The organism is Dictyobacter kobayashii (assembly GCF_003967555.1).
GTDB classification, from domain to species: Bacteria; Chloroflexota; Ktedonobacteria; order Ktedonobacterales; family Ktedonobacteraceae; genus Dictyobacter; species Dictyobacter kobayashii.
In genome coordinates, this window is sequence record NZ_BIFS01000002.1 from 1,329,058 (window position 1) to 1,347,558 (window position 18,501).

Annotated in this window: 22 protein-coding genes and 1 pseudogene; 4 read left to right on the top strand and 19 right to left on the bottom strand. The window is 46.0% G+C overall.

Features of this window, described 5'->3' with window-relative positions:
• Positions 1-184 precede the first annotated feature (184 nt).
• From EL645_RS32365 to EL645_RS32375, 3 genes are read right to left on the bottom strand one after another with little or no spacing between them, the layout of a single operon-like run.
• Complete coding sequence (locus EL645_RS32365; protein ID WP_126556596.1) at positions 185-1,045, bottom strand: class I SAM-dependent methyltransferase; 861 nt, start codon at positions 1,043-1,045, stop codon at positions 185-187.
• Entirely contained in the window at positions 1,042-1,467 is a 426-nt protein-coding gene (locus EL645_RS32370) for a 6TM ABC transporter family protein (RefSeq protein WP_126556597.1), read from the bottom strand. The genes EL645_RS32365 and EL645_RS32370 overlap by 4 nt, the downstream gene beginning before the upstream one ends.
• The gene (locus tag EL645_RS32375; protein WP_126556598.1) at positions 1,467-1,763 is read right to left on the bottom strand and encodes a TetR/AcrR family transcriptional regulator; all 297 of its coding nucleotides are present in this window, start codon (positions 1,761-1,763) and stop codon (positions 1,467-1,469) included. Before EL645_RS32375 ends, EL645_RS32370 begins: the two co-directional genes overlap by 1 nt.
• Before the next feature lie 404 nt (positions 1,764-2,167).
• Here EL645_RS32375 and EL645_RS32380 point away from each other — a divergent pair, with 404 nt between their 5' ends.
• The 4 genes from EL645_RS32380 (at position 2,168) to EL645_RS32395 (ending at position 5,682) form a co-directional block, all read left to right on the top strand.
• Entirely contained in the window at positions 2,168-3,061 is an 894-nt protein-coding gene (locus EL645_RS32380; RefSeq protein ID WP_126556599.1) for a hypothetical protein, read from the top strand.
• Positions 3,062-3,126: 65 nt separating this feature from the next.
• The gene (locus EL645_RS32385; RefSeq protein ID WP_126556600.1) at positions 3,127-3,522 is read left to right on the top strand and encodes a zinc ribbon domain-containing protein; all 396 of its coding nucleotides are present in this window, start codon (positions 3,127-3,129) and stop codon (positions 3,520-3,522) included.
• A 193-nt stretch (positions 3,523-3,715) separates the two neighbouring features.
• Positions 3,716-4,826, top strand: a protein-coding gene (locus EL645_RS32390) for an IS3 family transposase (protein ID WP_371865631.1) whose coding sequence is annotated in 2 segments (ribosomal slippage) — positions 3,716-3,994 and positions 3,996-4,826 — 1,110 coding nt in all. Because the reading frame shifts where the segments join, the coding sequence is not laid out codon by codon here.
• Positions 4,827-5,004: 178 nt separating this feature from the next.
• Positions 5,005-5,682, top strand: a complete 678-nt coding sequence (locus EL645_RS32395; protein ID WP_126556601.1) for a pentapeptide repeat-containing protein — start codon at positions 5,005-5,007, stop codon at positions 5,680-5,682.
• Positions 5,683-6,109: 427 nt separating this feature from the next.
• On the opposite strand, the gene EL645_RS32400 is transcribed toward EL645_RS32395, so the two are convergent.
• The 16 genes and pseudogenes from EL645_RS32400 to EL645_RS32470 all read right to left on the bottom strand — a co-directional run bounded on the left by EL645_RS32400 (position 6,110) and on the right by EL645_RS32470 (position 18,434).
• Positions 6,110-6,988, bottom strand: a complete 879-nt coding sequence (locus tag EL645_RS32400) for a pentapeptide repeat-containing protein (RefSeq protein ID WP_126556602.1) — start codon at positions 6,986-6,988, stop codon at positions 6,110-6,112.
• Positions 6,989-7,072: 84 nt separating this feature from the next.
• Positions 7,073-7,960: a pentapeptide repeat-containing protein gene (locus EL645_RS32405; RefSeq protein WP_161977874.1), complete on the bottom strand. Its 888-nt coding sequence runs from the start codon at positions 7,958-7,960 to the stop codon at positions 7,073-7,075.
• Positions 7,961-8,945: 985 nt separating this feature from the next.
• Positions 8,946-10,019, bottom strand: a complete 1,074-nt coding sequence (locus EL645_RS32410; protein WP_126556604.1) for a hypothetical protein — start codon at positions 10,017-10,019, stop codon at positions 8,946-8,948.
• Positions 10,020-10,223: 204 nt separating this feature from the next.
• A complete protein-coding gene (locus tag EL645_RS32415; protein WP_126556605.1) occupies positions 10,224-10,664 on the bottom strand; it encodes a hypothetical protein in 441 nt (146 codons plus the stop codon).
• Positions 10,665-10,703: 39 nt separating this feature from the next.
• The gene (locus EL645_RS32420; protein WP_126556606.1) at positions 10,704-11,093 is read right to left on the bottom strand and encodes a hypothetical protein; all 390 of its coding nucleotides are present in this window, start codon (positions 11,091-11,093) and stop codon (positions 10,704-10,706) included.
• Between the two features lie 241 nt (positions 11,094-11,334).
• Positions 11,335-12,360, bottom strand: coding sequence for a pentapeptide repeat-containing protein (locus EL645_RS32425; RefSeq protein WP_126556607.1), 1,026 nt, complete (start codon positions 12,358-12,360; stop codon positions 11,335-11,337).
• A 26-nt stretch (positions 12,361-12,386) separates the two neighbouring features.
• Complete coding sequence (locus tag EL645_RS32430) at positions 12,387-12,713, bottom strand: RHS repeat-associated core domain-containing protein (RefSeq protein WP_218032162.1); 327 nt, start codon at positions 12,711-12,713, stop codon at positions 12,387-12,389.
• Positions 12,714-12,758: 45 nt separating this feature from the next.
• Positions 12,759-13,070 carry a hypothetical protein gene (locus EL645_RS32435; protein ID WP_126556608.1) on the bottom strand — a complete coding sequence of 104 codons (312 nt, stop codon included), beginning with the start codon at positions 13,068-13,070 and terminating at the stop codon, positions 12,759-12,761.
• An 8-nt stretch (positions 13,071-13,078) separates the two neighbouring features.
• Positions 13,079-13,351 (bottom strand): hypothetical protein, encoded by a 273-nt coding sequence (locus EL645_RS32440; protein WP_136625330.1) that lies wholly within the window; start codon positions 13,349-13,351, stop codon positions 13,079-13,081.
• 7 nt (positions 13,352-13,358) lie between these two features.
• Positions 13,359-13,622 carry a hypothetical protein gene (locus EL645_RS32445; RefSeq protein ID WP_126556610.1) on the bottom strand — a complete coding sequence of 88 codons (264 nt, stop codon included), beginning with the start codon at positions 13,620-13,622 and terminating at the stop codon, positions 13,359-13,361.
• Positions 13,623-13,754: 132 nt separating this feature from the next.
• Positions 13,755-13,913 (bottom strand): hypothetical protein, encoded by a 159-nt coding sequence (locus EL645_RS39715; RefSeq protein WP_161977875.1) that lies wholly within the window; start codon positions 13,911-13,913, stop codon positions 13,755-13,757.
• Positions 13,910-14,110 (bottom strand): hypothetical protein, encoded by a 201-nt coding sequence (locus EL645_RS32450; protein ID WP_126556611.1) that lies wholly within the window; start codon positions 14,108-14,110, stop codon positions 13,910-13,912. The genes EL645_RS39715 and EL645_RS32450 overlap by 4 nt, the downstream gene beginning before the upstream one ends.
• Positions 14,111-14,499: 389 nt before the next feature.
• Positions 14,500-15,987 (bottom strand): IS66 family transposase, encoded by a 1,488-nt coding sequence (gene tnpC / locus EL645_RS32455; protein ID WP_126548577.1) that lies wholly within the window; start codon positions 15,985-15,987, stop codon positions 14,500-14,502.
• Positions 15,988-16,553: 566 nt separating this feature from the next.
• Positions 16,554-17,018 (bottom strand): hypothetical protein, encoded by a 465-nt coding sequence (locus EL645_RS32460; protein ID WP_126556612.1) that lies wholly within the window; start codon positions 17,016-17,018, stop codon positions 16,554-16,556.
• Between the two features lie 40 nt (positions 17,019-17,058).
• A pseudogene (locus tag EL645_RS32465) lies at positions 17,059-17,616 on the bottom strand (RHS repeat-associated core domain-containing protein); the annotation flags it as partial.
• Between the two features lie 464 nt (positions 17,617-18,080).
• Positions 18,081-18,434, bottom strand: coding sequence for a hypothetical protein (locus tag EL645_RS32470; RefSeq protein WP_126556614.1), 354 nt, complete (start codon positions 18,432-18,434; stop codon positions 18,081-18,083).
• Positions 18,435-18,501: the final 67 nt, after the last annotated feature.

Consider the following 18,501-nt stretch of genomic DNA (forward strand, 5'->3'; position numbering starts at 1 on the left):
GACCCGGCAAATAGAAGAGATTGCACTTATGTTTGTCGGGTGGCACACCAATTCATTCCCCAGGAAGAACCAAATTTGCCATCGCGTGAAATGGCTTTCCAGGCCCTGGTCAGTCTTGTCTCCCTTTGTCATTTCCCCATTCTTCTCAAATCGTGTTACATTGCATTTTTCTATTTCACCCGGCTTAGGATCGTGATTCCGAGCTTGCATTCTCATATCGGTAAACGATTGTACGTTCCATCCTACGCAACGTGGGGTTGACCTCCTGCACGCGGTAAAGAACCCGCCACCATAACGGGAAGCGGGAAAACGCAACCAGTTCACTTGGTCTGAATTCCTTGATCAGCTCAAGTTTTGGCTCAAGCTGCTTGATGTCCTGTGGATCATCAAGACCCCACTTGTAAGTGGCACCCGTGCCCCCGACGTTCGAGCCCACTCTTTTCACAATCCACGGATTGCAGATATCGAAGATCATCTGGCCACCGGGGAAGTGAGCAACCACCGCATTGAGGAGCGCTTTCACTTCTGGTTCGCTCAGGTAGTGCAGCACCCCTTCGGCGATCAGCAGCCCGGGTCGGTCCTGTGGAACCTCGTCTAACCAGCGCAAATCATCCAGCGGTGCGCCGATCAGGTGATAGGTGTCCCGTTCGGGAAACAGTTGGCGGCGTAGATCGATCACATCCGGGTAATCCACATCGAACCACTGGACGCTGGCAGGCGGATCAACTCGGAAAACACGGCTGTCCATGCCACAGCCCAGATGCAACACGGTCGCATCCGGGTGATCGGCCAGATAACGGTTCGTGAGCAGATCAAAGGTCGTAGCGCGCGTAGCGATAATGGTACATCCGATCTTGCTCCACATGCTCCACGAGCCCACTCCCCTGTACTGCTTGCTGATGTCGTAATCGATATGCCGCATCGCCTCTTCAGCCCAGGGATCACGCAAGATAGGATTCTTCCATTGGCTCTGAAGAGCTCGGCCGCTCAAGGTCATGAGCATCGTTTCTTTTTCTTTGGTAAAGTGGATCTTCTCAGTTGTCATTGGTTTTTCCCCTCCGTATCATCTGCTTCAGCAAACTGTGCCTGCACCTCTTCGATTTTCCGACGCATCATCGCTTTTCCTGCTTCGAGGTTCGCCCCAACTTTCGGTGTGAGCAAGCAATCGCAGATCCCACCCACCGTTTCCACCAACTCATCAAAAGATGGCTGGTCCCGCCTGGTGGAGTCAGAAAGTGCTGCGCTCGTATGAGAAGAGAGGGCGGCAAGAATGGAGGGGGTCAGCGCATCCAGGATGAAAGCCATGGCTCTCGTGTTGATGTCCTGACGAACGGCTCCCACCTCTTGCATTGCCTGGAGATACTCCCGTGTCGGGCCAGGATCAGGCGGCCAGGAGACAAAGAAATTGCCTGGCCTGGAAAGATATTTGCCAAACGTCTGCTCATCTCGCGTATACATCGCAGCCATCAATGGTAACTGCTTGAGGGTAACGAGCAGACCCCGATAGACGCTGGCGACCGACCCCCCAGAGGATCACTCTCGAGGCAGTGATTCCAGATTTCCACATAGGTATTCAATTCTCGGAGTAGAAGGGCTTCTATCAATGCATCCTTGGAAGGAAACAAGAGATAGACCAGCCTGCGGTTTAAGCCGACAGCATCGGCCACATCGCTCATCGTCAATTTATTGTACCCATGTCGAAGCAGCAGCTCAGCGGTCACATCCAGGATGGCCCGTTCGCGTTCTTTCTCATCACCCCCCATGACTTCTCACTTTCACAAATTTTGTTCATTTGTTACTTATTGTAGACTCGCTTTCATTGGGCGTCAAGACTGCTGGCAATTTCTCAGACACATCCTTCAGGAAGAGACCATTTCCTTCATTCCCTAAACAGATATCGCCTTCCTAGCATGCATTTTTGAGCTTGATTCTCCAGAAAAGACATCCTCTGCGCTCCCCACGATAAAGCGGAATTGGTAAGACTGGTATCAAACAGGGGACCAAAAGGGGTACCTAATAAAGTAGCCTGAGAAGCGAATTCAGGAGGTAATCTCAAAAGTGCTGTGTACCGCATGACAGCCAACTTGACAGCCAATTTCAAAAACAGCGTTTTAGGGTCTAATCGGGCTCCTAAAACGCCAAAAGATAGCATAGAACGGTACACGGAATGAGCACACAAAACACTTCGCGACTGCACGCATTTGCGACCTTGCACTGGTATGATGAGACCATCAAGTTCATCTTCAACTTCGTCACCAAGACCAGCGAACTCCTGCTGGCCGCTGGCATCGTGGTTAGCACCGCCAACTTCCTCACCGATGGAAGCGTCATGCAGGGACACGCGGCTCTTTCAGACGCCTGGGCATGGGCGCAGGCCATCGCTATCGACTCCAGCCTGGGCATCGTCTTCATCAACGCCTTCCAGGCCCTGCGGGAGCGCGACAAAATACGCGCAATTATTTTCTTCACACTCACCGCTCTGCTCGCCACGGTCGCCGGACTCATCACCCACTTCGACGCCCTCGGCCACGCCGCCGGCCTCCCCGTCTCGGACAAAGGCGTCTCCGGCGTCATCCCCCTCTGGATCATGACCGCCCTGCGCGCTGTGGCCGTGATCGGCTTCCTCCTCACCTCCCGACTCAAAAACTTCTCCTTCAACGAGCTCCGCGACGATTGGCATAGACAAGAACAGCAGGACAAACAGGAAGCCACCCCGCAAATAGATTACAACGAGCTGGCCCTTGCACTACAAGGCATTATCCAAAATATCAACGTCAGCGAAGAAAAAGAACTTGAAGCACCCTCTATCGAGGAGCCTCCCAAACTCTTCCTGCTCACCAACGCAGAGGAAGACAAGCCCGAAACAGAGCCAGCGGAACAACGGATCGCGCAAGCCTACGAGGAGCTGCTGGAGGAAAGAACGGAACAGAAAAATGATAAGCCCATATCGGCACGCGACCTGGCTCAAAGAGCCAAAGCGCGTCGCGCCACATGCAGCACCTGGCTCAAACAACACGAAGAAGACCTACAGATAAATGTAAGCCAGCAAGCAGAACTATAACATGACTATATGAGGGGCAATGTGTGTTGCCCCTATCAGCTTATTGAAATAAAAGGGGAACGAACATGTCACACACAACACAAGCAATCATCATCCTGATCAGCACCACGATCCTGGTCGCCGCCATGATTATCATCGCCGAAACCTATGGAGTGAAGAAACCACATACAGCACGCCGAAGAGAAAATTGTGCTCCTCATAAGAATTACCTTAACACGCATAAGCCAAAACTAGATGTGATCACAGCCACGCAACTGGCTATTTCAAATCTTTATCCAGCGCAAACAACTGCCACCTTCTCTATGAGAAAAACACAACTAACATCAACGCTAGCAATGAGTGAAGAAAACATCCCAACCCAGATCACTCATTCTCACTGCCATGCATGCAAACAACGAGTGAACAATGAAGATCTATTCTGCGGATATTGTGGCATTATATTGGATAAGAATGAAACTTGATCAAAATGGAAGGAGGTCAGCAGTTAAAAATGCCAAATCATCTTCAGGTGATTGTTCCCATTCACTCATTTATTTTCATAAAGCGTTTAGTCCTGTTATTTCTCTGAGGCTGCAGGTATGATGGTACCGGAATCCTGGACAGGCAAATAAGATAAAATAGCTGTATCAGAATGAGTGCAAAAGGAGAAAGATTATGGCAGGACCACGCAAACGATACAGCGCAGAATTGAAAGCAAAAATAGCACTCGAAGCCATTCGCGGCAACAAAACCGCCAACGAAATAGCGGCTGAGTATGGGGTTCATCCAACACAAATTGCTCAATGGAAAAAACAAGCGCTTGACGGATTACCTGCCGTGTTCTCGACACGCGGTCCTGGCCAGGAAAAAAGTGAGGAAGACCTCACAGCGCCCTTGTATCAACAAATCGGTCAGTTGAAAGTGGAACTGGACTGGTTGAAAAAAAAATCAGGCCAGCTCCGTTGAGCACAAGCGCCAACTCATCGATCCTAACGATCCGCAGCTTTCCATTGGACGCCAGTGTGAACTGCTGGGGCTTGCGCGTTCGAGCTACTACTATCAACCCGTTGCAGTCAGTGAGGAAGATCTCATGTTGATGCGCTTATTAGATGAGCAATACACGCGGACGCCGTTTTATGGCACACGAAAAATGACAAACTGGCTCAACCAACAAGGCTATGGAGTCGAACGCAAACGGGTCCGTCGCCTGCTTCGCACGATGGGTTTAGAAACGATCTATCCTCATCCGCGCCTGAGCCAGCCTGGAGCTGTGGAGCAACGATTTCCCTACCTGCTGCGCAATGTGGAGATCACCACTGTGAACCAAGTGTGGAGCACGGATATCACCTATATCCGCCTGGCACGCGGGTTTGTCTACCTGGTCGCTGTGCTGGATTGGTGGAGCCGCTACGTGCTTTCCTGGGAACTCTCCATCACCTTAGATACGAGTTTTTGCCTGGAAGCCTTGGAGCGAGCTTTGAACCAAGCGACGCCAACCATTTTCAATAGCGATCAGGGGGTCCAATTTACGAGCACAGAGTTTGTGCAGCGATTGCAAGCCAATCATATTCGCATCAGCTGGGATGGGAGAGGAAGAGCCTTAGACAACATTTTTGTGGAGCGGCTCTGGCGCTCTCTGAAATATGAAGACATTTATCTCAGGGAGTATCAAAACGTTAAGGACGTAAGGAACGGAATACAAGCGTACTTTGAATTTTATAATCACCAGCGTTTGCATCAGTCACTTGACTATCAAACGCCAGCTCAAATCTATCGGCAACGTTGATAAGCGTAACGTAAAATACTCATTCTCATGTTGCTGAGTTTTATCTTATTTGGGCCCGTTTTTTGTCTTGACAAACGGTACCGCTATAAGGATTACCACTTTTAGAGTCTATCTAATGACTTGACAACATTAGTAAAAAAGATAAAGTATAAAAATACTACAGTAAAGGATAATATATATGGCAAACGAACAGCATCTTCGCATTGTTCAGTCTGGCGATTTAGCTTGGGATAAATGGCGATCAGAATACCCTGAAATTCAACCAGATTTGAGTAACGCAGATCTTTTTGGGTTAGAACTAAATAGATGCAATTTTTACCGTGCCAATATGCAAAAAATAATGATGGGAGCTTGTGCCTTAACATATACAAATTTCTCTGAAGCTGATTTATCAAATGCGACCTTCACTGAAACTCTCTTTATAAAAGCTGATTTATCTCATGCCATACTATATCATGCTGACTTAGTCGGAGCAGACTTTAGTGAAGCACATTTGAATGAGGCAAATTTACAAGGTGTATTAGCAACCAGTGCTATATTCAATCATGCTCATATGGAGGGAGCAAACCTTAAAGAAGCTGATTTAAGACTTGTCACCTGCAATTACGCAGATTTGAGCCAAGCTAACCTCACAAATACCAAATTAGGGAGTGCTGAATTCATAGGAACAAACCTTAGGGGGGCCAATTGTAGCAATGCAAACTTACAATGTGCATCATTAAGAAACGCTATTTTAGTCGGTGCTGATCTCAAAGGGGCTGATTTAAGAAACGCTATTTTAGTCGGTGCTGATCTCAAAGGGGCTGATTTAAGAAATGCTATTTTAGCCGGTGCTGATTTAAGAAATGCAAAATGAAAAGAGTTTTCCTGGTGTTGGTTCTTTAGCTCCTTTATCAGCACTGAACACGATTTATGAGGATGCCTTCTTTGCTGGCCTCCTCTCTCCCACTGCTCAATTCGCAGAAACGTCCCAGAATCTGGTGCTAGTTTCGAACAGTATTACAATTTTAACTGTGTCTAACTATTCTTCTGCTTATGAGTTTTACCATTGTTTTATCCATGTCCGCCCTGAGATAAGAAAGCCCGCATATGTTTTCCAGATTAGGCACAGCAAGAGTTTCGTATGAAATGTGAATTCTAAAATAGTGAATAGCTTCTGAATTCATCCATACTTTTACTTGATCGGGTTCCCAAATGCGGCCATCCAAAAATTTCAAGCCGTTTGGAAAAGAAAACGTGTGCATATGTACATACCCTCCAGAAGTAAATGCTCATGCTTCGTCCTACTCCGCGTCTTCCTCCTGGTGCCATTTCTCCCAATCGTCCCAATATGGTCCTTCATTTGAGGTCAGGAGATCATTCGATCGTGTTACCCGGTCCCAATCCACAAGCGCGTCATCAAACAGGGCACCAGCCACCATCGTCTGATCGAAATACGCCTTCGTGAGGTCCGCTCCCCGAAGGTCGGCTCCCCGTAAATCCGCTTGGTAGAGAGAGACTTTTCTCAAATCCATATTTCTCATCAGTGCGCCACGCAAATTGGTCTGTCCTAGCGAAGAGCCACGAAGTTTAAGGTGCATAAGATCAAGGCCGTTGCGCGCCTCCAAAAGGTTCGTCCTCGATAATCTAGCCCAGCGGAAATCAGCTCCCGTCAGATCAGCTCCCGCGACATTGGCATTATAGATGGCACATTCACTCGCGTGGACTCCCGCAAAGTTGGCACCTCGAAGATCCGAACTTTCAAGAATGGCTTTGCGAAGCGTCGCCTCTCGTAAATCCGCGCTGCATAACTTCGCATCATTCATAGAGACAGCCGCCAGAAACGCTCCTTGCAAATTGGCAGTACGCATGTTGACCCCACTACACATGCCCGCAAACAAATCAACACCACGCAAATCAGCCCCCTCAAAAGACGCATCAATTAAGAATGCACAGCTCAAGGCCGCACCGATCAGAAGCACTCCATCAAAATTGGCATCGCAAAGATTCATATAATGCCACAGAGAACCCGAGGCATTCACCCCCTGTAACTTACGCGTCCACGTTTTACTACCGGAAAGGTCGACTTCACTAAGATCCGGCATAATGTGTGGATGTTGTTGACGCCACGCATCCCAACTCTTAGGCTCAACAAACAGACGAAGATGTTCTAGATTAGCCATCAGGATTGTTCCTTCCTCTACATATATATAAACGCAACAATGTTCCTTTTGCAGATCCGCTCGAGAGAAAGAAAGATGAGTTACTCAGGCTTGGTCCCATTGCCAGCGTTGGCGTGTCTGTCCTTCCCACCACATGTCTGGTCTCTGCTGCAAGGTTAGAAGATCATCGGATCGCGCGATCGCATCCCAATCAAGGGAGGCTCCATCAAGGAGAGCTCCAGCAATCATTGTCTGCTCGAAGATGGCGCCAATCAGGTTCGCCCCTCGAAGATCCGCTCCCTGTAAATCGGTATGTTGAAAATAGGCATGTCGCAAATCCATTTCTTGCATGAGAGCTCCACGCAAATTCAGCCCGCTGAGGTTCGCCTGACTCAGGTGTATCTGGGTGAGATCGTTGCCACTCTGCGTTTCCAAAAGAGGTACGCATCGCATATCTGCCCCTTTCAAATCCATACCCGTCAGATCCGCTCCGGCAACATTAGCACCTAACAGCACTGCTTCACAGGCTTGTGCTTTTGCAAGCGTCGCTCCTCGAAGATCAGCAAAACGAAGATCAGCTCTTCGTAGATGGGCCTTGCACATATTCGCATGCTGCAACTGCGCATACTCCATCTTCGTTTCCACCAACCATGCTTCCTGCAGGTTGGCATGAGACAGGTTCACCCCATAACAACGCCCAAAAGAAAGGTCCACGTGACGCATGTCAGCAAAAGCAAAAGAGGCGTTGAGCAATTGTGCCGAATTGAGAAATACATGGGTGAAGCAGCCTCCATCAAAGTTCATACCTGTCAAATCCATATAACTCAGATCGGCCTCTGACCAATTGACGCGTTGTACATTTCTGCCACCCAGGCGGTCAAGAGGCGACACATCGCTCGCACGTAAATCTGGCACGATGTCTGGGAATTGCAGACGCCACGCCTCCCACTGCTGAGGGTCACGAAATAGCTGTAGATGCTCTGGATTGGCCATTACCGTCGCTCCTTCCATTTCACACAAACAGGTCGATAGTATTGACTATGGAATTATCTCTACGCAGCTACAACAAACAGACAATCCGCCTGCAAGAAGACATCTTTCTGCATTCAGCTTACCCCTATACATTTTTATCCTTCAGCCCCAAATAGAGATCAGGCCAACGTTGACTCAGTTGCAATACTCCATCCCTTTTTCACGCTCCTGCTTTTTGTTGAAGAAGCATAAATAGTTGTGTGTAATTTTCGTAGTCAAAAGAGATAGGGATTTTTTGTCCCTCTCCCTTCAGAGTAAAAGACGTCATAAACGAGATAAGGCTCGTGCCTCATACGAACGTGGATGTCTTTCCAGGGTACATAAGAAATACTTCTCTTTTTTATGAAGAGCAATCCTTCTTCACAACCGATCAGACTTTGATGATGGGCTTGTGGAGCTACAACACACAACAAAATCAATCCACTAATAAAGCAAACAAAATGTGTCGGCAATATCACACCAACAGGAGGATAGAATACATACTGAGAAAAAAAGATCCGCACATATTCGGATGCCCAATATGTTTTTCAGACCATCCTTTAAAGCCTACAATGCAAATAAATAATATAATAATGCTTGCTAAAAACACTAATAATCCCGCCCAATAATAGAATTTGGCAAAAAATAGCTTCACTTTAAGAGTACCTAAAGGTATACCAAGAGTGATCCAGAACCACTTCGGATGTCATTTACTAGCAAAACGATGTTGTGGTATGGATTTGACCCAATATACTAAAAAATTTTCCTTTCTCCATTCTCTTCTAACTTAAAATAGTAGATGTTCGCAGTCATGGAAGTTTTCTAAGCAATTTATGCCTACTAACATTCACCCAGATCATCAGCATAATACTGATGTACACATGCATTGCATAACTGCATTTAATATTTTTAATATAATAAATCAATAAATTTAGAATAATACAAACATTAAAGTATAAATCGCTATTTACATGATTGTTCCTTGTCCGATGAACAAATACATCTCATCGAAGGTCCATACGTGCCCATCTAATTTATCAATGTGTGCAAATAGCCTCCCTGGAATGTGTCCTTTGGCGATTAATTCAGGAGAACGAGCTTCAAAGACCCAATATGGCGTCCATTGCCATTCGGACAATTCTACCGGGCCTAGGGTATCATGAGGAACCGCCTTTTCATGCAGGTCCATAATCTCCTGTTCCGCAAGCACATGAGCCTCCTGAAGACGTATACGTGGTTCCCGATACTCGATTGGTATACGATTGGCTTGTGCTCCAGCCTCCTGTAACCGTTGAGCTAACTGTCCAGCTAATTCATACGAGAGGGCTAAGCCTAAAAATGGGAGGTCTCTAAAATGCCTGAGTTGCTCCTCAGGAATTGTTCTATCTCCTAGAAAATAGGCTTGCACATGAGGATTTGCAAGTTCCGGAATAACTGAAATAAGTTCTTGGAGTTGGGGCCATGTACGGCATCTCCTTGAGATCACAATATCGTAGGAATCAAAACGCTCTTGCCAACGCGTCATGGGAAGACCAGCGGCGCACGCCTTTGCATACGCTAATTTTCGTCGAATCAAGCGACTCTCATCATACAAATGTTGCAATTCTTCACTTGACCAAAGATGCCCATCGAGTTTATCTACGCTAACAGAGAGGATACCTCGTATAGAACCAATAGAAAATCCCAAACATACACCATGATCACACGGTCCTTGAATTGGTCCAAAAGAAGCATCAGGAAATTTTTCTACCTGCTGTTTCCTAAGGATGTGTGTAGCAAGCGCAGTTATCTCATTGAGTGTCAGAGAAGGCTGCCGATAGGCCACTGGAAGCCGGCATGCACTGGCCTCTGCTACTATAAGACATTCTAAAAGTGTGGAAGCAAGGGAAGAGGGTAGGTTCAATCCAAGAAAACCTGGCTGCGTTTCCCGTTGGACAATACGTGATTGCACGAGTGGATCTGCTAATGCAGGAATCTGCTCCACTAGACCTGTCATATCGGGCAAGGAAGAACACCCTCTTTGCAGAAAAATATCATACATTGTACGTATCATTCATCCTTTCATCGGATCAACCACGCAATAGAGAAGCCCCAAATCGATCAAAGCAGATGTGATGAGAAAGTTCCCTGTTTCACAATTATAGTCACATGGCGCAGACGGTGGAGCTAGAACGCCTGGCACAGATGAATTCGTGTAGAGATTTGTCCATCCACCAGAACTTGCTGAATAGATTGGAGGAGCAGTTTAGGTTTCACTGCCAGAAGGTCCGTTGGTTAAGCGATTCAGAGCGTCATAGCTATAGGATTGCTGATAGGCGCCCACCGTTGTACCATTAGGAGCAAGGCCACAATGATTGTCGCCCGTCGGTGTCCCGGTGTTGCCAGACCACACCAGGCGATTGAGGTCATCGTAACAGAAGGATTGGCTATCGGTCTTGGTCCCATTGGTGGTCGTGGGCACTGTGGTGTTCAGGTTGATGACATTGCCCACATTGTTATAGGTGCGCGTCTGACTCCAGAAGGTGGTGCCAGAACGGGTGGCCGTGCTGGTCACTGGGCGCTGAATGCCGTCGTAGGAGAGGCGCGTCGAGAACGTTGGAGTTGGCACCTTGGTCGGGAGAGCCGTACCACCAAAGGCCATGCCGGAGAGTTGTCCAGCATTGGTGCTCGGGTGGTGACTGTACAAAATCATTCATTTAATAGTTTAAGCATCTTTACTATATATTTAATTCCTCTCTTTTTCAGTGATTTCTATCTGGGCATCAAAACGTCGGCAATAAAAAGGATCAGCGTCTAGTATCCCATCATCAGAAAAAGCGCGAACTTCAAACACTAAGTCTTCCCAATGCCATTCTTTTAAGAAGATCACATCCAAGCGAAGAGGCTTAGTACTACTTATACTCATTGGGCAAAAATTCAGACCATAAAAACGTACATGAAGAGATTGCTTTAACGCTTCAACGCTATTACTTGAATAGAACCATAATTCAACAATCGGCTCAATCTCAAAAATATCATAAGAGTATTGCTCATGAACTTCTACCCTTAAAAGGAGCGGGAATAATTCCGGCTTGAGCATTTTATAATTATTTAAAGACTTTTCATGCTGATTCATCTTTTATCTTATGGATAGTATAATTAATCACAAAAATGTTAATTACTGGCAAACAATGGGAAGAGCGCCTTAAATTAGCATGTTACCACCTGTATTCAACATCATGATCTTTAAAATAGCTTTAGCTATGTAGCCATTTTATCAAAAATGCTCAATGATAACAACATTAATGTTTCCTTTTTGGCTCCCCTTTATCTAAAGGGGAGCCCAAGTTACAGAAGAGTATATTCTTGTAAGGGATTTATAGTTTTGCGTTTGACAAATCGGCTCCATCGAAGTTAGCACTTTGTAAATTTGCAGATCTTAAATCAGCACCAGATAAGAGGGCGTTGCTGACATTCGCATTCGTCAGGTTAGCACCAACGAAAATAGCTTTTCTTAAATCAGCACCACTTAAATCGGCTCCACTTAAGTTGCTGCTCTTGAATGATGCATAGCGTAAATCCGCATGTTCAAAATGAGCACCACTGAGATTTGCTTCCAAGAAATCTGCGCCTATTAATTTTGCCTTGGTAAACATCGCTTGGTGCGCATTTACATATCTACAATCTGCCCATCTTAAATCTACCTCATCAAGAATAGCACCGGTCAGTTGGCTACCCATAAAGATGGCATGAACTGCGAAGGCTCCTTGTAGATGAGCCGTGCCTAAATTTGCATTCGTAAAGTTAGCCCCAACCAAATCAGCATGGCTCAAATCAGTATTATTTAAAACACAGTTTTTAAGCGATGCAGATTGGATATTCGCGCCTCTACAATTGGCTCCACTCAGATTTGTGGCTTCAAAATCTGTGTTTGCCAGCTGAGCATTCATGAGGATAGCGTGCCGCAAATCCACCTCTTGACATCTCGCAAGGCGCAAATCTGCATCCTTAAGATTCGCATGGCTCATAGTAGCATTACTAAAACTAGCACTTACAGCACAGATACCTTGCAGATCTGTATGACTCAGGTCTGCGGCAGTAAAGTCAGTTTGAACGAGATTAGCATGTTGTAAGATAGCATGAGAGAGATTCGCTTCAATCAAGATGGTTTCGATAAGTGTCGCACCTGTTAAATCTGCTCTTGAAAGATTGGCAAATGTTAAGGGACAAGCATTCAATATTACGCCATGCATATTTGCATGATGAAGATCGAATGCATTCAAATCTACATCAAAAAGACATGCTTCGCTCAAATCAGGTTGCATGTCGGGATACCTTAATCTCCATTCATTCCAATCAAAATAACCAGCCTGGATAATGCTTAAGTGCTGTTCATTCGCCATATGTATATTTTCCTCTCATAATGTGTCTATAACTTATCCTTTGTCCTAAAGCTGTCAAGTTGAATTTGCTCCACTAATCCAATCATATTTGTTTCAACAGTATCGGCACTGGTAAAACGTCTGCTATTCGCATCATAATACCGCGCGTTATAGTAGAGCAAGCCCGTCTGGGTATCGAGACGCTGTCCAGTGAAGTTGAAAGGCGAAAGCATGGTGCCATCACTGTACCGGGTTGCCCCAAAGGGCGAGAAGAGTTGGCCTGGTTCAGTCTGTGCGACAGGAATACGAAGTACATTGAAGGAACGTGGATCTGTCTTGCCATAATCCGGCATATGGTGAGGTGTTTGACCCAAGTAAACTCCTGAAACCTCTATATACTATCTCTCAGGCAATCCTTCTCAATGAAACTCCTCATCAAGCTCGAACGGATAAGCCCAAAATGCATGGATAGCTGATTGGCATTCAGAAGCGGTTAATCCAAATTTCTGCTCCAAGATCCTCGCAAACGTCTGATACAGAGGATTGGAATCTTTTACCTCCAAGTCCATTAAGAATATATCGCTAGGGACATCAGTATGCTTCATGATCGATCCCAAAACGAGGTGAAGCATCAGTTTCCTCAGGCGCTTTTCACTCATTTGTATACCCGTAAGGACTCCAAATGCATCAAGCATTCCCAAGATAAAAACCACATCGATTTGATAATGCATCAATATTTCTATATAAAATCCTGAACTTTATACAGATGTGCATCAATCACTAATTGCCGTTCCATTTCTAAAGTAACGATGAGCGAATGTCGTAAGGTAGAAATAACACGCTGATCTTTCCACTGTAAAAAAAATGAGAGTACTCTAACCCGCTTGTTCAAAAACCAAAATAGCTCCACATGAGCAAACTCGCCAGATGTCACAATATTCGTCTCTAAAAGCTGAGATAAAAGTGAAAAGGACAGTTCACGATGCGTCTCCCAGAGACCGAGTGCGCTCATGAGTCGCTCATCCACCTTGAGCTTTGTAAATACGGTTGCAGAATATCAAAAAAGACTCAGGCTGTCCGGCAAAACCGATGGCCAGAAGGGCAATCAATTGATCATCATGAGAAACCTCTTGCTGGGCCAATATCTTTTGTAACGTCGGAACATCCCAGCCCCCCCAATGTGAGGAAAGTTCGTTAATTTGCTTGTCAAGCCTCCAGTCATCATCATCGCCAATATTGAAAACCTCTACAGCTTTTCTCATATATTCTGGTATAGTAGGCATGCTAGATTCTCCATGCAAGTAAGAATAACATTCAATATACGGTAGTGATCCCCTCTGTCTAAACAGAATATAGGATCAAACAAGAAAATACTCAGCAACATCTAAAACGAGTCTATACGCTTGACATTCCTGTTACCGATAGGCTTGTACAAGCATCTGTTGGAGATAGTCATTGTTGTTATATTGCGAGGTGACCAGTTCCCCATTGGGATAGTTCAGTGTGGTCACTTGGCCTGTATCGTTATAGGACGCATTGACCGTCTGGGTCGTCGTGGTGCCATCGGCGGTCACTGAGACAATTGTTGTGGGATATGTTGTTTGACGAGGTCAATCAAGCCATCAAAATCCTCATAAATATTACTCAACGTGAGTGAAGTTTGGTGGATGCGATAAAGCATATAATTCTTTTTCCTGCCAAATCCAGGCACTTTTACCAATCCTCGTACCTCATTCCAGTGAACCACCGTCACCTTTTTTGGGGAAACCACTAAAAATCCTTCTGCACAAATAAGGACAGATTGAGGACTCCAATATTTATATATATGTCTAATATATATAAAAAAAGCACAACCCAAAAAACACATAAAGATGCTAAAGAGGATCATTATAAGCCCAAATTGGACATCCAGAATCTGATGTCTAATCACGTGATAGAAAAAATAGAAGTTACAACGAGAATAAATAATATAGCACAGGACATGGCAATCAATGAAAAATAATTGATTAGATTCAGATAACGCTTCCATTGTATACTCAGGTTATAGAGAGCAAGGGGATGACCAACATGATGTTGTTCTGCCAATTGATACATGCTCCTAGGAAATTCGACTTCCTGCCTTGATTCCATGAAAACTCTCCTTACTAAAAAGCGATGTAACTACTCAGTAGCCCATGCAATGGGGAAAGGAGAACCAGCAAAAACCGCAGCAATGGCAGCAAGCATTGAGCGCCCCTGCTTGCGCATGGTTGAAAGATAGCTGCGAATGATGCAAAAAGCCGTAGCTCCATCGTCACTGCGGAAGGTTCCGGAAATCTTTTGCTGCACTTTCACCATGCGTAAATCTCGTTCGGCGAGATTGTTGGTAAAAGGCACAGACAGGTCCTCCAGAAAACCCAACACTTGATCAGCTCGCTTTAAGAGCGCATCGAGCAGATTCTTGGAGGCTTCCTGTTTTTTGCGTCCTTGTCGTTTGGGCTGCAGACTTCCTGGGGGAGGGGCTTGAGCGGCATGCGTGGCAAAGCCAGCGGCCAGAATGGCAAAATACTGGGCAAGCCACTGCTCCCGTTCGGGGGTGGGGACGGCGCTCGCTCCTTGGAGGCGCCAGCGATCAGCGGCTTGCTTCATCGCCAGCAACAGATCGAACATGGCTTGTCCCCAAGGCTGCTTCTCCTGTTCGGCGACATACAGGCAGTCGCGTAGCAGGTGGGCTCCGCAGAGGCTATGGGTACAGAGGTAGCGATCATAGCTGGACCAGCGATCATGCATGGAGCGGCCCTGATAGTGTGGCCAGATCCCAATCTGCTCCAGAGCCTGATGCCCTCGTTTGCGATGCCAGGAGTACAGGGTGAGCCAGGGAGTCGCATTGAGATGCATCCAATGCAAGATGCCTTTGACACGCATCCCCGTTTCGTCAGCATGTTGCAAGGGGCTGGCCAGCAGTAAGGTTTTGATCCGCTCGATGCTCGACTCAAGGGTCTTGGCTGCCTGAGCAATCCAACGGACCAGCGTGCCTTCGGACAACTGACACCCGCACAGATCAGCAAGAGCTTCACAGGTGCGTTGCAGTGGCACCAGTTGAAAGTGGGAAAGATAGACCGCCAAGGCTTGGACCTGCGGGCCATACTGGACAGCAGCATCGACGCCTGCCGGAAAAGACGCCTGCGTCACATGCTGGCAATAGGGGCAGCAGATTGCTTGTCGGCAATGCTCCTCGACCAGCAAACGCCACGTGGGCAGATCGTGGACTTGACGGCGTTCGTTGGTGATAGCTGCCTCCTGCTCAAGAGGGTACTGACATGCTTCACAGTGCGTTGGACGATGAAGCACGACGCTATCAGGAGTCAATGCTTGCATCAGGGTATGACCGTGGTGACCGGCTTGTCCACCGGAAGTCTTGCCGCTTTTGCGCCGCTGTTTGCCAGGTTTGCGACCCAATCCATCACTGGAAGGAGGTTTACTACTATTATGACTATCTTTTCCCAATCGCCGTTCAAGCTCTTCAATGCGCAACAAGGCACCTATGAGCAATCCTTCGAGCTCTTCGATCCTGCGATCTTTCTGCTCTGCTTGCTCTTTGAATGCCTCTGCTTGCTCTTTGAGCTCTCGGTAGGCTTTCTGAAGATTTCTCACTTCTTCTTCTGTCATGCTCTTAGTTTATCAGCTTTGTCCAGCTTTTCTCAAGGTACTGAGTAGTTACAAAGCGATATACGGAATACTCCCAGATTACATTTGAAATAGCATAACTCTTTCTCTTATTAAGCAGATTACCCAGCTATGTCTTCTTTCCGTATTGCTCGAAATGTTTGCTCTATTTATAAAAAGCTCTATTAGTGATCCAAAATATTGAAGAACTCCAATAATTCTTTCTCTACATAACAGCCATTTGGATAGCTTCTAGCTTCTATTCTTCCGATAAATATTGTCTCTCAGCATAACATTTTCTCCTTTTGAAATATTTCTCGTACAACCCGAGGTCTCCAGCTAAACTAGATCAGCCCACGCTCAGCTTCAAAGAAATAATTATCTCTTAAATTGGCTTTGTAAGAGCATGTTATGAGAAAATCGCATAACATGCTCTATTAGTATTAGTTAAACATCTTCTCCATCCTTCGGCTAAATATCATCAGCCAGAAAGGGAGAAACCTTCAATAAAGGCACATGTCCAGTAACAGTAGTATAAATTACTTAGCATAACTAACTACAAAGGTCCTCTACACACCAGAACACGCTCCTTGACCGTACTGTGTACACCAGTCATTTACATCCATAGTTTGTTGATGTTGAGCATCAGCTAACATAACACCTCCATACGTCATTAGACTATGGCCAAGCGCTCTTCCACTATAGATCAATGCCGTCTTACCAAGTTTAACTGCAAGATCTAATGCCGCACCAGGTAAACCACCTGCAGTAAAACCTATGAATGACAGTCCCAGTTGCAAAACTCCTTTAAGCCATGCTGCACCAGCCATAACAGCCTTATACGTGCTAAGCACACCATAGGTAGAAGTTAAGACAGTATGGACAGTTGCCTGGAGGGCACTTGATATTGCAGTAAAGCCTGGATTAACACTGGATGCAGCATTCGCAATCTCACCAAGAATACCGAGCGCATCTATTAATACTGATATAGCACGCGGAAATTCCGCTTCCTCTATATTGTATTTGAATGACAAGAAATTATATTGTATTTGAATGACAAGAAATCCATCAATATTAACGCAAGGCCCCTGCAGTTATGAGCCCCATAGCTTCATAAATTTTAGGAGCCACCTTATCATTCCTTACCTGATTTCTCGCTTGCGTATGGTCAGGGTTAGCGACACATGCACCTCCTTGCACATGAGTACCACTTCCAGGAGTTCCACATGAATACCCACCACCTCCACTGCTTGTTGCTGGCGGTGTCGATGTTGGTGGTGTCGGTGTCTGCGGTGGGCCACATACATTCATATTGTGGCAGGCATCATCAACCCCACTGACACCAGGAGGATCAGAAGGTGGTGGTGGTGGACCAGACCCATACGTACAATCGCCGTCCGTGTTACATCGGCCATGACCCGTGGGATCGGCAAACGTCTCGGGATTACCTTTGACATACGCGAAGGGATCCAGGCCAGAACCGTTGGTTTCCACCGTATCTGCACTGGTAAAACGGCCACTCGAAGCATCATAATACCGCGCGTTATAGTAGAGCAAGCCCGTCTGGGTATCAAGGCGCTGTCCAGTGAAGTTGAATGGCGAAAGCATGGTGCCATCACTGTACCGGGTTGCCCCAAAGGGCGAGAAAAGTTACACCGCTTGCACCGAACCATCAGAGCGTAACGCGATGCTATTGCTTCCTAAGAAGTCTGGCATCAGATAGGAGAAGGTGCCATCCTGGCGCATCGCCACTCGTTGTCCACCTGCACTGTAGTACTTGGTGGTCGAGGTTGTACCGCCGGTGATGGTGACATCGGTGTAGCCATCATCAGACTTCGATACTCGTTAGGTTCGTTATCTACTTTCCCATGCCCACTTTACAGATTGAGGTCCAGTCGTAACTGCAGAGCATAGCCAATCCACATTCACCTCGCGCGTGAGGAATTGCGCCTCACATCTGATCACCTTATACTCAAACCCAATGCTCAGCTTTCGTTCAATTACTTTGCCCTGTCACTGAAAAAGAAGCTACTAGGGTTCACCGTCAATATCGTTTATGCGGAAGTATCAGAATTCCAACGCCATTATACACATTATTACTTACTAATTAGTACTAAAAACATTATCGAGGACACTACGATAATAGCTAAACGGCTAGCAGAAAATCGGGGTGGTATTATTAAATGAAAAAGTGAGTTAAAAATTACTATTGCTAGTAATAGCAAAAGAATCGCACTAAGAAGAAAGTTCCAGCGCATTTCCAAAACATTAAAGATAATAATAGTCTTTCCTAAAAATGAAAGGATCAATACAATTCGGAACAAAAGAGCTTCATAATAAAGAATAGGTTTATCAACAGGATCATAGGGGGCTAATTCTTTTGAAAGAGAACCTACAGGCAAAAAGAATCTTTTTACGAACAACTTTAGTATCAAGGAAAAATCTTTCATAACAATCTCCATTCTCTCGCTCTAGAGCATATTAGTCGAGTACGCACATGTGTCGAGAGCAACAGCA